Origin of the sequence: Legionella sp. 16cNR16C (assembly GCF_021297775.1) — a bacterium.
Taxonomy (GTDB): Bacteria; Pseudomonadota; Gammaproteobacteria; order Legionellales; family Legionellaceae; genus Legionella_C; species Legionella_C quinlivanii_A.
The window spans coordinates 1,390,114-1,403,451 of sequence record NZ_JAJTMX010000002.1 but is presented as its reverse complement, the minus strand read 5'-3'; the positions used below and the strand labels follow the sequence as shown (position 1 = coordinate 1,403,451).

Here is a 13,338-nt window from a genome sequence, read left to right as displayed (position 1 = left end):
GCTCGGCACCGGGGCTGTTAATTGCTGGGGGGATAATGCATATGGCCAGCTTGGATCCACCACCAACAGCGGCACTACTAATCCAAACAACAGTCCGCTGGATGTACAGACTTTAAGCTCAGGGGTGACGGCTTTAGCCGCAGGATACTATCATACCTGCGCCCTGCTCAATACGGGGGCTGTTAAATGCTGGGGAGATAATGCATATGGCCAGCTTGGATCCACCACCAACAGCGGCACTACTAATCCAAACAACAGTCCGCTGGATGTACAGACCTTAAGCTCAGGAGTGGTCGCTATCACTGCAGGGGGATTCCATACCTGCGCCCTGTTGAATACGGGTACTGTTAAATGCTGGGGAAGGAACTTTTATGGCCAACTCGGCTCCACCACCAACAGCGGCACTAATAATCCCAACAACAGCCCGCTGGACGTGCAGACTTTAAATTCAGGTGTAGCAGCTTTAAGTGCAGGATTAGATCATACCTGCGCCTTGCTCGATACGGGTGCCGTTAAATGCTGGGGACTAAACTTCTATGGCCAGCTTGGTTCCACGACCAACAGCGGCACTAATAATCCCAACAATAGCCCGCTTGATGTACAGACTTTAAGCTCAGGGGTGGTCGCTATAACGACAGGAACCTACCATAGCTGCGCGCTGCTCGAGACAGGGACTGCCAAATGCTGGGGGCTCAACCTTTATGGCCAGCTTGGCTCACCAATCAACAGCGGTAATGGCAGCCCTAACAACATCCCGCTCGATGTGCAGGCTTTAATCGCTGCAGGCCTATTTCAACACGGTTTTGGTGAAGGCCATTCCTGTGCAATTGCGGCAGCTCCTTAATCTCCCAGCGGCTAACCATGAGAATACCCGCGATATCTTACACTGGACCCTGCGGACAAGCCGCAGGGTGTAGAGATGATGTGTAGATAGCTATGCCGCGCAGACGGGGACCCATCTCTGAGCTAGCTATAATGCCCATTAGGAATGACAAATTTCCTTGACTTAATGGCAGTGACCCACTGGTTATGGCTCATGCATTAATTGTTCAATATAGCGTCTGCAGGTCAAAGGTTTATCTAAAAAGTTAATTGAATAACGCGTTCCTCCGGTTCCTGTAATCATCAGAGAACCATAACGAAATAAACTGCCAATAATGGATTGGCGAATATCGATACTCTCAATTTTACCCAAGGGAATATCAATCGTATTGCGAACCATGATGCCAGCACGCAAGATGACCTGCTTTCTTCGTATAGTTAAGGAAGAAAAATGGTAATTAACCCAGGTTACCGCAGCCCAGGCCAAAGCAAAAATTAAGAAAAACAAAGCGACGATTTTAATCTGTTCGATATAAATCCCTAACAGCATGGCCAAACAGGCCATCACAAACGGGCCTAAAAAAATTATCCAGTGGAGTCTGGCCACATACACCACATTACTGTCACTATCGATCATTTTTGTATCCCGGATAAAGAGTGAAAATATAATAGTGCAGATAGGATTAATTTGCTATGCTCCTGTTCGTCGTCATCCCAAATTGAGATTCTCAGCCAATGCGGCGTATCAATCATTGCATGAACAAACAATTGCAATCCATCTGTCAAAAGGCAGCAGAAATTGACAAGCTTAATTTACTGGTAAAACAATATTTACCGACTCATCTAAGCGCACACTGTCGTGTCAGCAGTTTTAGCAAGGGAACGTTGACGGTACAAATCAATGATCCCGCCTGGGCAACCGAATTACGCTATAGCTTGCCTGAGCTGCGCGATGCCTTAAGAAAAGAAGGTCTGTATCAGTTGATATCGATTAAACTGGCACTGGCGAATGAAAACTACACCCAGCCGTCCTCCAACAAGAAAAAGCGTCAATATCTTTCAGCCACTACCTGTTCTTCTTTACAGGCATTGAGTGATGTATGCAGCTTCGAACCCTTGCGAAATGCCTTGAGAGATCTGGCAAACCACAATAAACACCCAGCCGATACTTGAAGATCTGTTGTGAAAGCGTTATAAAAATGTAAAATTTATTGAGTTCAAAATCAATTTGTGCAAAAATTAGACCAATAGATAATGTTCTAATGGCTCGTACAGCGGAACTCTTTAATATATGGTTTTTAGAAATGCCTAAAATTTTTACAGCTACCGGAGATGGTGCTTGTCTTTTCAATGCCTTAGCGATTGGTCTGGCTATAGAGATCTTAAGTGGCCGTCTTGACCATTATGCTCAAGAAGAAAACTATCAGGCATTACTTGACGAGTTCGCCAGACAGCATCCTAACTTTTTACCCAAATCCTGGGATACATTAAAGTTATGGCTTAACTATTATAACAGCCCACGCGACATTGAACTGCTCCTCGCCCCTGTATTATTTAAATTCAATAAACAGTTTTTGCCTGATACTCAGAACGTATTACTGAACGAATTAACCAGTTTAATGTGGCATCGAAAAGCGGATATCCAATCCAAACGGCAGTGGTTTGAAATAACTATGCGAGCACCGCAAACGGTCAGCTTTCCCGCATTGGATATGCTGAGCAAAGAGACCAAGACCTACATCCTGGAAAGCTTGCGAGCACACTTTAAAGGGTTCAGAGGAAGAGAATTAAAAGATTACAAAGCAAAGATAGAGTCTGACAAAGAACTGCTTAAACTGGTCACAGAGGAATATAGCCGTACCGATGAATTTCAACGGGGCTACAGCTGTGGTGATATTAAAGGGCTAAGTCAGGCCCTGCATCTGCAAATTCATGAAAACCAGATACCTAGCCTCAGAAATACAAGACCAGGTATCTATTTAAAACATAAAGAAGCACATTGGGATGTCACCTGCACAGAAAATGATGCTGATCTGATTTACATGGACGACGCAAAGCTTAAATTCAGTTCACTGGAGGCTTACAACAATACCCAGGAGGTATCAGCACCTCCTGCCGATGCCCTCGAGCAGATGCCACAAATTATTATTCGCAATAAATCAATTAATAATCCTGGATTAGGAAATTGCGCCTTTTATGCACTAGCAACCGGGCTTATCCATATAATTCAGGAAGAAAACTCGGGCAACAACAGGGAGTTATTTGACCACTGGCTTGCATTAGAGGAACACTTCCAGCTACAAGCCACTATTGATACGCTTTACCCCAGGATTTGCGCTTTTAATATTGAGGAGTCGAAACGCACCAGAGAAGATAGAGAATTACTTGATATCCTGCAAAAAGCACTCCGGGAATTACTTTTCAAGAGTCAACAGGAAGAACTGGAACAGGTTTGTTCAAACCCTGGTGATGACTATACCCGGCTTCGATCTAACTCCCAGTTTAGCGATTTTGCCGCTGTATATCATGAGGATATCAATCGTATCCGAAATTATAATGAATTTGCCAGCTCCGCAATCATATTAAGAGAAATCAGAGCATTAAAAGCGAAGCATGATCGATTACTCCGCGAATTAAGAGAGGGTGATGACACAGTAGAAGAAATTCCATTTGAACAAATCAACCTCGATTTACAGTCGCTATTCCTGCGTTTACTCTATGGAAAGGAAGTATCCCTCCCCACGGATATCCCATTTTCCGAGGATTCACCCATTATTATGGGCATGAAAAAAATTACTCAGAATTATACCTGGGGCTCTCATAGCCATCTGGATAGTCTGGCGCGCACTTTACGTGTAAATTTGCATTATTTAGTCAATGGCCAGGCAACGCAACCCTTTAAGGATATTCCCAATCAGCACTGCATTACGATTGATAATCAAAATAACCTGCATTGGGTTACTCGTATCCCAATGGCCTGCGATCGATTAAAAAAACTGTCATCTCCTACTCCCGAAGCGCCGAATAGTCCTCCTGCAGATGCCGGCTTCGATGCGCCATTTTTTGATCTCAGTTATCCTGCGAAACCGCCGGAGAGAGAAACAAGGCCTTCATTAATGGAGTTGACAGACCTGAGTGATCTCACTGAGAATGAGGACCCCCTCCGTGACCTGATCATACAGGCGGAGCGAAGTTTTGCTGAATATCAGTATCATTACAAGCGAATATGGTTTTCCTTATTTAACCGTCATGGCGCAACCGGGCAACGGAATGCAAATAATTTTGTACAGGAATTGAAGACCAAGGATACTTATCAGGAAGCACTGGCATTTCTTATTGATTATCTGGAGAATAAAAAGCCACATAATGGCAATACCAACCCCCACTCATTCCGGACCATCCTGTTGAAGCATATGTTGGGTGAAGAATCTCTCACCCCGCTAAAGCTAATTTCCAATGGCTTTCCCTATTTTCTACAGCAATACAAAGCGAGAGTTGTCATTGAAGATTCAGCCACTAGTGAACCAAATAACAGCTCAGACACCCTAAACGACTGCACTCTATAATTGAGAACGTTTAATCCGGCTTAACCTCTACCTGCCTGCCGAGGCAAGTAGTCGAAAGCCCGAACTGTTATTAGAGAAGCAAAAAACAGAAGCTGGACAAGTTGTTATACCACTGCATCTACTTTAATATTAATGACATTTTTTTATTTATCCAGGATTGGTCATGTTTCCTAATACAGGGAAAGTATTTGCTGCTGCCTTGTTATTTCAATTCCCGACGTCTTCACTAGTTTTTGCTGCCTGCACACCCGGTCCTGTCGTTGTGTGTAGCGGGGTGACCCTAACGCAGGTAGGGGCAGGACCTGCAAGTGATAACTGGCAGGTTACAGTTGAGGCCAACGCTATCCTGGATACAGGAAATACACCCGCTATTTCACTGGGTGACATGGCCACGATTATTATCGGTGAAAATGCAGTAGTATCGAATTTTGGCATAAACAATGGCGGGGGTTATGGTGCCGGCGCAAATACCATTGAATTTAATAATCAATCCACTTTAATGATTGGTTTAGGGGCTCTTGTTGCAGCAAATGGCCCACAGCTCTTTTCAGAAGCGGTGAATTTTATTGGTGATGGCAATGTTTTAACAAATTACGGCACAATTCAGGGAGGCCAAAGTTCGGCTCTCTATTTTCAAAATGTCAATACCGGATTTGGACAAAACATTGTCAATAACTTTGGTACAATTACAGCTGGCGCAAACAATGAAATCATCGGTCAATTTGGTACTGAGGGTGTTATTTTTTCACAGCAAACAGGAGCCGTGTTAAACGGGAATTTAACCTTTGGCGATGGCGATGATACCCTTAATATTTATACAGGCTCGATCATCACAGGCACTGTTGACGGCGGCGGCGGAGCCAATACACTAACACTTAATGGTTTAGGAACCGATACTCTATCAGGCGAGTTTACCAATTTTGGAACTTTAATTAAGCAGGATATCGGCACCTGGACGCTTTCCGGTTCTTTAGGCAATTACGACAATGCTCATGTAGCCACCCCTTTAGCCGCTTCTGTAGTAGCTGGAACACTCATCTTAACTGGAAATAATACGAACTATCTTGGCACAATGACGGTCGGTCCGGCTGGTATTTTATCGGGTGCTGCCAGCAATCTGATGCCGCTTATTACTGATAATGGATTAGTCGAGTTTAACCAGTTGGTTAACGAAATTTATCCCGGAACTATTACTGGCAGCGGCGGAGTGCAGAAAATTGGACCAGGGATCCTTACACTTAATGGTATTCACTCCTACCAGGGTAATACCTTAATTGCCCAAGGGGCGTTAGTGGTAGGTGATGCAAGCAACCCAGCCGCAGCGCTTACGGGAACAGGCTCGGTTCAGGTTAGTCCTAATACGATTTTATCGGGATATGGTTTGATAAATGGTGTTGTTGTTAACCAGGGCATCCTGGGTGCTGGCAATTCCCTGGGAAATCTGGCGGGGAATGTCATTGGGACCCTGACTTTAGGCTCTGATTTAATTAATGCCGGCCTGATAAATCTGGCTGGGCAGTTAGCCATTGGTAACGTTTTGCAGGTGAATGGAAATTATAGTACCGGGATGGTTCAGGGCGCTTTGACCCTCGCGACCTTCTTAAATGCCGGAGGACCTTTAGCCAATCAGGTTACAGACAGACTCCTGATTTCAGGCAATGCCGCAGATAATACCAGGGTTACGGTCATTCCATACCTGGCAGCACCGTTCATGAGTCCTTTACCTGCGGCATCCACAGGAATTTCCTTAATTCAGGTTGCTGGCAGTGCAGCTCAGACAAGCTTTCAGCTTCTTAATAATGAACTGATAATTCCCACCTCACCCTATCGATTTCAGCTGAATGCTTATGGACCTGACTCAATTTATGGTCCTGCTGATCCGGCACAAAATCTGGTTGGCAATCCTGGCGGCTATTGGGATTACCGCCTGCAAAGTGTCTACATGACGCCATCAGGTCCCGTACTCCCGAATCAGCCTGTCCTTAACTCACGTTTTGCTGTTGCTCCCCAGGTTCCGGCTTACATTTCAGCACCACAGGCACTGTTTGCTGCAGAGTTTGAAGACATCAGTGAGCTTCATCGACGATTGGGTGAAATCCGGAATACTATCCATGATAATTCGCAAGATCATCCCGAGTTTTTTGTGCGAGGCTTTGGTGATCATTTAAATTATTCGACTAACCGTAGTTTTAACCAATATGGCTATAACTTTTCCAGTCGCTATTCAGCGGTTCAATTCGGCACCAATATTATTAAAGCCAAGAATGAGAGAGGAATACTGCGTATCGGTCTGGCAGGGGTATTGGGAGATCTGAATTACAAACCCGTAGCGATTGATGGACAAAGTAACAATTCAGCTCATACCGAAACAGTGTCAGCTTTAATGACCTGGCAAGCGCAGTCCGGCTGGTACTGGGATTTTATTTTTGGCGGCGGCCGTTTTAATGAGCACATTGATACGCTTTCCCGGACCTGGCTAGCCAGATTAACCGGTAATAATATTGATGTTTCTTTAGAAACAGGTTATCCCATAGCGCTTAATTGGCATCAACTTATTTTAGAACCCGAACTACAAATAGTTTATCAGCAGCTACACTTTAATTCGCAAACCGACATAAACCAGATTGGTATCCATTGGGAACACCCCAGGCAAGGTATTTTTCGGGGTGGTTTGCGTTTATTACGTACAGAAGATACCACAAACCATTTTATTACCACTTACCTTGAAGGCAATTTATTGCAGGGATTAGGAGGCGGGCATACTATCCAAATAAGCAATATTGGTTTTGATACTGGAAAGTTTGGCACCATGCTACAAGTGCGAGGCGGCCTCAGTGGCCACTTAACTCCCCGCCTCAGTATTTATGGGGATATAGCAAACCAGCAGGATGTGACAAGTTATGGTTTTCATGGTTGGAGCTATAATGGAGGCATAAGATATATGTTATAGCCCTGCTCACCCCAAAGCATGCAAAATTACAAAAGAAATTCTGCAAAATGAATTGGATGAACAACGATTACCAGAACATAGCGCTGTTCAAAATTCAACAGCGCTATTGAGATCAATATTGATAATTGATTTTAAATGCTGCTCCTAAAAAGCCAAAATTACTCTCGGCCGTGACACCAGCTACTTGCGGCGCTCCTGTCATTCCGCTGCCAGGCAAACCGAATCCTGCGCCTGTTGTAGCAGATTTTGAAGCGCTGCCGCCACCGAACCATTCTTGTGCAACGACTGAAAGCTGAGCGCCGATCTTGCCATTAAGAGCCTCTCGCTCATAAGCGATCCCAAGTTCTGCTTCAACAATTTCAAGCACTGTTTGATGATGATTGGTTCTTTGGACAAACGCTGTTTCACTTAATACATCGTCAACATATTGTGTTCCACGAACCAGAAGGGTTTTGCTGGCCGTCTGCTTGGATCGACCAAACACTGCAGAAGCGCGGGCAGTACCGACGAGAGAAAATCCCGATTGCCATAATGGCAATTTATCTTCTAATTGGATAACAGGCCCCCAACCTCTGAAATTATGGCCAGAATGCAGGGTCTTTTCGTGAGCAGTAATGAATTGAGGAACAGGAGGATCCATCCTGATATCCAGAGTAGCACCAGGAAGTTGTGTTTCAAATGCATTATAAGATTGCGACATATAGGCATATCGTGCTCCGCCGCCCAGTGTCAACCTGGAGTTGGCAAGTTGATAATCCTGGGTGATAATGCCGTCCCATACCTGTGTTTTGAGGCTAGTGGTAACGGTCATCGAGTCAGGCAGGTTATTATCCCTGGTATCAATGTCCAGGCCGATAGGAGCCGCTGAAGAAATGGGAAAAGACAAGGTAAGATCTGTTACCGAGGTCTGAGGTGTCGCAACGGATTGCCTGGTGTCATCATCAAAAAACCAGTAGCGTGTATAAAATCCTAAGCCATTATTTAGCTTGTATCCCAGGAAAAACTCGGGGGCCAATTCCATATTGTGAGAAACATCTCTTTGGTGCTGGACGTCATTAACGTAGAAAAATGCTTCTGAATAAGCTATACGTTCAGCTTCAAGAAAATAAAATGCTGGATTATTTTGGAAAAAGGGTTGAACAACCTGGAGATTGACGCCAGCTGTCCAGTGAGATAAGGGCTCTTGAATATCCCCCATGGTTCCTGCAGAAGCAATACTAGTACACAGGATCAAACTTACAAAACTACTTTTATTAAACATAAAGCAAAACTCCCTATTGCAAATTCATAGAAAAACGCTCATATAGTAAACGATTTATCCTAAAAGCTCTAATTGAAAATTATCTAAATCAAGGGACAATAATCGATTTATTAGCCATAGAGGGGCAACACAGAATTTAACAATAAACTAAAAAACTTACTATAGTAAATTGGAGATGTTCTGGATTTCACCCGTAAGGATCTATTATGGACAATAATATGGAAAACAGCCCAATCAATTACATTCACGGATATAATCAAAAAGAAACCCAGCGTTTATACCAGCAAGCCAAACTGATTTACCATTTTGCACATCAGGATCTGCCATTTCAGAAAAAAGAGCGATTGCTGGAAATAGGCTCAGGCGTTGGCGCTCAAACAGCACTTCTCCTGAAGGATTTTCCCAATCTCCACGTAACAGGCATTGATCGCGAGCCGGGACAAATTGAGCAAGCCAGACACTATCTGTCCACCCTCCCCTGGACCAAATGGCCTGATGGTACTCCGCGATATGAGTTTCTGGTAATGGACGCTACCAATCTTAAGCTGGAAAAGAACAAGTATGACTGCGCCTATTTCTGCTATGTCCTGGAGCACATGCAGCAACCGGATCTGGTCTTATCCTGTGTACGGGAAGTGCTTCAACCGGGCTCACCCATTTCCTGCTATGAAGAGCTCAACGAGACAGCATACATTTACCCTCCATTGCCTAACGTCAGCACTTATTGGAAAGCCATGAATGAATTACAGCATGAAATGGGCTGTGATGGCGATATTGGCGTGCGCCTGGGTAACCTGTTAATGGATGCAGGGTTTCAGAATATTCAAACCCAGGTTCATACCTTCCATCATGACAATCGAAACTTCAGTAAAAAAACGGAGTTCTTTTATTATTTTCGTGATATTTTGCTGACCTGTTCTCAAACCTTGCTCGAGACAAAACGAATTTCCTGGGAAACACATGATTTAATGCTTGAGGAAATTAACGAGGCGGCGCAGAACCCCGAAAGCGCGATTGTGTTTTTTAATATGCAGGCTCTTGGATCAGCTTAATCAAGCGTAGGTCGGGCGCTTCGCCCGACATTCAATTTTTCGCAAATGAGATGAAGTTTACTTATCCAAAGAAGAATGCCATATTGATAATTGCTAAATGCTTGAATACGCTAGTTTCACTTTAGATGAAATGTCGGGCGAAAGCGCCCGACCTACGCTTAATTATTTGCGGAACGAGAATCAGGCTTCTACGGGCATAAAACCTGGCATGGCAGGCATGTAATTTTCGGCGTCAAAATAAGTATATTCCCAGGCATCCTGGCGAACCATCAGCTCTCTTAGCAGGCGATTATTGAGTTCATGACCTGATTTGTAACCTTCAAATGCACCGATTAATCCACAGCCCAGCAAGTACAAATCACCGATGGCATCGAGCACTTTATGGGTAACGAACTCACTGTCGAAACGAAGACCATCTTCATTCAGAACACGGTATTCATCGACAACAATCGCATTATCCAGGCTTCCACCTTTGGCTAAATCATTTTCACGTAATTTTTCATAATCAGAAAGAAAACCAAAAGTTCTGGCCCGGCAAACTTCTTTCACATAGGAAGTATTTGAGAAATCAAAAGTCGCTGTTTGCGGCTTGTCATTAAAAACAGGATGGTCAAAATCAATAGTAAATGAAACTTTATAGCCATTATAAGGAAGAAATTGCACATACTTGCCATTATCTTCGACACGAATAGGCTTGAGAATGCGAATAAAGCGTTTAGCGGCGCTTTGCTCACGAATTCCGGCCGATTGAATCAGAAAAACAAAAGGCGCGGCGCTGCCATCCATAATCGGCAGTTCAGGCGCATTAATATCGACATAGGCATTGTCAATACCCAAACCAGCCAGCGCAGAAAGCAGATGCTCTACTGTAGCAACTTTTACCCCTTGATGCAGTAATGACGTGCATAACATGGTATCGCCAACATAATCATAAACTGCAGGGATTTCGACCACGGGATTTAAATCGATACGTCTAAATACGATGCCAGTATTGATTGGAGCGGGACGCAAGGTTAAAAGTACTTTATCACCAGAATGCAAACCAACACCTGTCGCTTGAATCACCTTTTTAGGAGTTCTTTGTTTAATCATTCAGCGATCACCTTATTCAGATATCCCATTTTTTCACACAATAATTCCCCCAATCATATCAACAATCGGTTGATTAGTCTAATTTTTTATTTATTTTATCGATACTTGCTTAGAGTCAGGTCGCTCGGCAAATCATCTGACTGAGCTGTAGTCTCATTTCGTCGATTCTCCGATGGCGCCAGAAAACGAAAACGCCGGGGGTTTTGTATTGAATTTTGTTTATTTGCATCAGCCGTCAAATCCTTCATTACGCGGGAAAGCACTGTTTCTGCGACCTTGGGAGGATAGAGTATATCGTAAGCGCCTGTGGCGATCACCAGCAGGAAGAACGGAATTAGCATTAGCCAGTCATTTTGTGTTCCAATCAGAGCATTTTTAAGAAAACTCTGTGCAAACTGCCAGTTTGTCTCGTAATGGAGTAGACCATGATGCAGGAGCATTAAAAATTTAAGTAAAATTAGTGCAAAAATTGCTGTATCCAGAAACTGAGTCTCAACAAAATTGTTCCTTTCGCGAAATGTAGACGCCAATTGTTCATAATCAGTCGCTTCGCTCTCAGAAGCTTCATGCATTAGCCAATCAGTTATATTAACTAACGTCTCAAGATGTATCTCTGCATGCCAAGGCCGTTTTTTTATTCGCTGATTCATTTCAGAAAGTAGAGTATGAATTTTATCTCTGTTTTCGGCGGCGGCAGTTCTTGCCCAAAAATGTAATCTCGATGAGGCCAGTTCAAATCTGAAAGAAATTCTGCTGAATGGTTGCGTAGGGTATTCAAGCAGGCTGGTCTTATATTTTTTAGCTCGATTGAATAGCTCAATAGGTGTTAGAAATGGCCCTGGAACAGAAACATAACTGGAAAAACTCATCCATCGCAAGCTATTGGCGGGCATGGTGACTCCCGCCAGCAGCAGCGCATAATACGCAGCATTTGAGCAATTGTGAGTCAAATATTGATAATTTTCAGGATGGTTATACTCCGACAATTCAAATTGAGAGCAGAAACTATTAAAAGACATTTTACTGACAAAGCTAACACAGTAATCATTGTCGTAATTATCAGGAGCAGCATTAAGCCCAACCATGCTGGTTTTTGTCGAATTATGCCATATTTTGACAATTCTGAAGTTAAGCCAAGCCTCCTCATCTGGGTCACAGAAAGCATAGACTTGAGCACAGGAGCCATTATTGAATACGTTTAACTTAATTTGCATCTGACCACTTGATAAGAAGATGCAGATTGGGCGGCCATTCCCAATCTGCACTTAGACTTAAGACTCTACCTGCTCTTCCTGACGGCGTAAGAAAGCCGGAATATCGAGATAATCGACATCGGGAATAGTGGGTTCGTTTGACTTGGCAGCAGACGACTGCATTGCAGGAGTTGCTTGCTTTCGCATCACAGCCGGTCTCTCATATTGCTGATAATCAAAGGTGCCATCGCTTCGCATTGATTCGGAAGTGCGGGTTTTGGCAATGCCAGCGTATTGCGGTTGCTGTTGCTGCTGTCTGCCGCGATTGGGATCACCTAAACCGGTGACGATGACTGTGACTCGCATCTCATCGGTCATATCCGGATCAATGACGGTACCGACAACGACCGTGGCATCATCAGAAATGAACTCTTTCACCACATCACCCACTTCTTCAAATTCGCCGATTGACATATCAAGACCGGCAGTAATATTCACCAGAATACCGCGTGCGCCTGAGAAATTCACATCTTCCAATAAAGGCGAGGCAATGGCTGCTTCTGCCGCTTGTCTGGCTCGCTGCTCGCCGGTGGCGCTGCCGGTGCCCATCATCGCCATGCCCATCTCTGACATTACTGTCCGTACGTCAGCAAAATCCACGTTAATCAATCCTGGACGGGTGATTAAATCAGAAATCCCTTTTACTGCACCCAGCAATACATTATTTGCCGCTTTAAAGGCATTAAGCAGGCTGATATTTTTACCCAGAACGCTTAAGAGCTTATTATTAGGAATTGTAATTAACGAATCCACATGCTCAGCAAGACGTCTGATTCCTTCATCAGCAGCCAGGGCTCGTTGTTTACCTTCAAAAGAGAAAGGCTTGGTGACAACTGCCACAGTAAGGATATTTAATTCCTTGGCCACCTCAGCAAACACTGGAGCCGCACCGGTACCGGTACCGCCACCCATACCCGCTGTAATAAATACCATATCCGCACCTTCAAGTACTTCGCGAATACGGTCACGATCTTCTTCCGCCGCCTCGCGGCCGATTTGCGGATTGGCACCTGCGCCAAGTCCTTTGGTGAGATTATCACCCAGTTGAATATGAACTTTGGCGTTGGAGTTTTTCAATGCCTGTGCATCAGTATTGGCACAGATAAATTCAACCCCATCAATATTTTCAGCGACCATGTGCTCAAGCGCATTACCGCCGCCGCCGCCAACTCCCACCACTTTGATAACGGCACTGTTGTCCTGGCTTTGCGTTAATTCAAACATTCCTGCCTCTCCCCTCTTTTTAACTGCCGATTAATACTTAGGCTCTGTGAACCAATTTTAATTGTGGCTGCAAATGCTGCTAACTGGTGCCAATATGTCTTTGAATTCGTTAAATAGA

At 44.2% G+C, this 13,338-nt stretch carries 10 protein-coding genes; 5 read left to right on the top strand and 5 right to left on the bottom strand.

What is annotated here, in order from left to right:
- The coding region (locus LXA66_RS09950) for a hypothetical protein (protein ID WP_233013013.1) at positions 1 to 844 on the top strand (844 nt) is incomplete at its 5' end.
- Positions 845 to 1,027: 183 nt separating this feature from the next.
- On the opposite strand, the gene LXA66_RS09945 is transcribed toward LXA66_RS09950, so the two are convergent.
- Complete coding sequence (locus LXA66_RS09945; protein ID WP_112220174.1) at positions 1,028 to 1,459, bottom strand: PH domain-containing protein; 432 nt, start codon at positions 1,457 to 1,459, stop codon at positions 1,028 to 1,030.
- A 98-nt stretch (positions 1,460 to 1,557) separates the two neighbouring features.
- Between LXA66_RS09945 and LXA66_RS09940 the strand changes: the two genes are divergently transcribed.
- The 3 genes from LXA66_RS09940 to LXA66_RS09930 all read left to right on the top strand — a co-directional run bounded on the left by LXA66_RS09940 (position 1,558) and on the right by LXA66_RS09930 (position 7,338).
- A complete protein-coding gene (locus LXA66_RS09940) occupies positions 1,558 to 1,995 on the top strand; it encodes a DUF721 domain-containing protein (protein ID WP_233013012.1) in 438 nt (145 codons plus the stop codon).
- Between the two features lie 131 nt (positions 1,996 to 2,126).
- Positions 2,127 to 4,388 (top strand): hypothetical protein, encoded by a 2,262-nt coding sequence (locus LXA66_RS09935; protein ID WP_233013011.1) that lies wholly within the window; start codon positions 2,127 to 2,129, stop codon positions 4,386 to 4,388.
- Between the two features lie 163 nt (positions 4,389 to 4,551).
- Positions 4,552 to 7,338 carry an autotransporter outer membrane beta-barrel domain-containing protein gene (locus tag LXA66_RS09930; protein WP_233013010.1) on the top strand — a complete coding sequence of 929 codons (2,787 nt, stop codon included), beginning with the start codon at positions 4,552 to 4,554 and terminating at the stop codon, positions 7,336 to 7,338.
- A gap of 112 nt (positions 7,339 to 7,450) precedes the next feature.
- On the opposite strand, the gene LXA66_RS09925 is transcribed toward LXA66_RS09930, so the two are convergent.
- Positions 7,451 to 8,599 carry an Lpg1974 family pore-forming outer membrane protein gene (locus LXA66_RS09925; protein ID WP_233013009.1) on the bottom strand — a complete coding sequence of 383 codons (1,149 nt, stop codon included), beginning with the start codon at positions 8,597 to 8,599 and terminating at the stop codon, positions 7,451 to 7,453.
- Between the two features lie 206 nt (positions 8,600 to 8,805).
- On the opposite strand from LXA66_RS09925, the gene LXA66_RS09920 reads away from it, so the two are divergent.
- On the top strand, positions 8,806 to 9,651 hold the full coding sequence (locus LXA66_RS09920) for a class I SAM-dependent methyltransferase (protein ID WP_233013008.1): 846 nt from the start codon (positions 8,806 to 8,808) through the stop codon (positions 9,649 to 9,651).
- 180 nt (positions 9,652 to 9,831) lie between these two features.
- Here the strand turns inward: LXA66_RS09920 and lpxC are convergent, their stop codons facing one another.
- The 3 genes from lpxC to ftsZ form a co-directional block, all read right to left on the bottom strand.
- Positions 9,832 to 10,743, bottom strand: a complete 912-nt coding sequence (gene lpxC, locus LXA66_RS09915) for a UDP-3-O-acyl-N-acetylglucosamine deacetylase (RefSeq protein WP_112219281.1) — start codon at positions 10,741 to 10,743, stop codon at positions 9,832 to 9,834.
- A 95-nt stretch (positions 10,744 to 10,838) separates the two neighbouring features.
- Complete coding sequence (locus LXA66_RS09910; protein WP_233013007.1) at positions 10,839 to 11,957, bottom strand: hypothetical protein; 1,119 nt, start codon at positions 11,955 to 11,957, stop codon at positions 10,839 to 10,841.
- A gap of 57 nt (positions 11,958 to 12,014) precedes the next feature.
- Entirely contained in the window at positions 12,015 to 13,220 is a 1,206-nt protein-coding gene (gene ftsZ, locus LXA66_RS09905) for a cell division protein FtsZ (protein WP_112219283.1), read from the bottom strand.
- Positions 13,221 to 13,338 lie beyond the last annotated feature (118 nt).

What these genes read in the sequence shown, in the direction of transcription:
- LXA66_RS09945 (WP_112220174.1), bottom strand. Translation starts at nt 1,459, where the DNA reads ATGATCGATAGTGACAGTAATGTGGTGTATGTGGCCAGACTCCACTGG.
- LXA66_RS09940 (WP_233013012.1), top strand. Translation starts at nt 1,558, where the DNA reads ATGCGGCGTATCAATCATTGCATGAACAAACAATTGCAATCCATCTGT.
- LXA66_RS09935 (WP_233013011.1), top strand. Translation starts at nt 2,127, where the DNA reads ATGCCTAAAATTTTTACAGCTACCGGAGATGGTGCTTGTCTTTTCAAT.
- LXA66_RS09930 (WP_233013010.1), top strand. Translation starts at nt 4,552, where the DNA reads ATGTTTCCTAATACAGGGAAAGTATTTGCTGCTGCCTTGTTATTTCAA.
- LXA66_RS09925 (WP_233013009.1), bottom strand. Translation starts at nt 8,599, where the DNA reads ATGTTTAATAAAAGTAGTTTTGTAAGTTTGATCCTGTGTACTAGTATT.
- LXA66_RS09920 (WP_233013008.1), top strand. Translation starts at nt 8,806, where the DNA reads ATGGACAATAATATGGAAAACAGCCCAATCAATTACATTCACGGATAT.
- lpxC (WP_112219281.1), bottom strand. Translation starts at nt 10,743, where the DNA reads ATGATTAAACAAAGAACTCCTAAAAAGGTGATTCAAGCGACAGGTGTT.
- LXA66_RS09910 (WP_233013007.1), bottom strand. Translation starts at nt 11,957, where the DNA reads ATGCAAATTAAGTTAAACGTATTCAATAATGGCTCCTGTGCTCAAGTC.
- ftsZ (WP_112219283.1), bottom strand. Translation starts at nt 13,220, where the DNA reads ATGTTTGAATTAACGCAAAGCCAGGACAACAGTGCCGTTATCAAAGTG.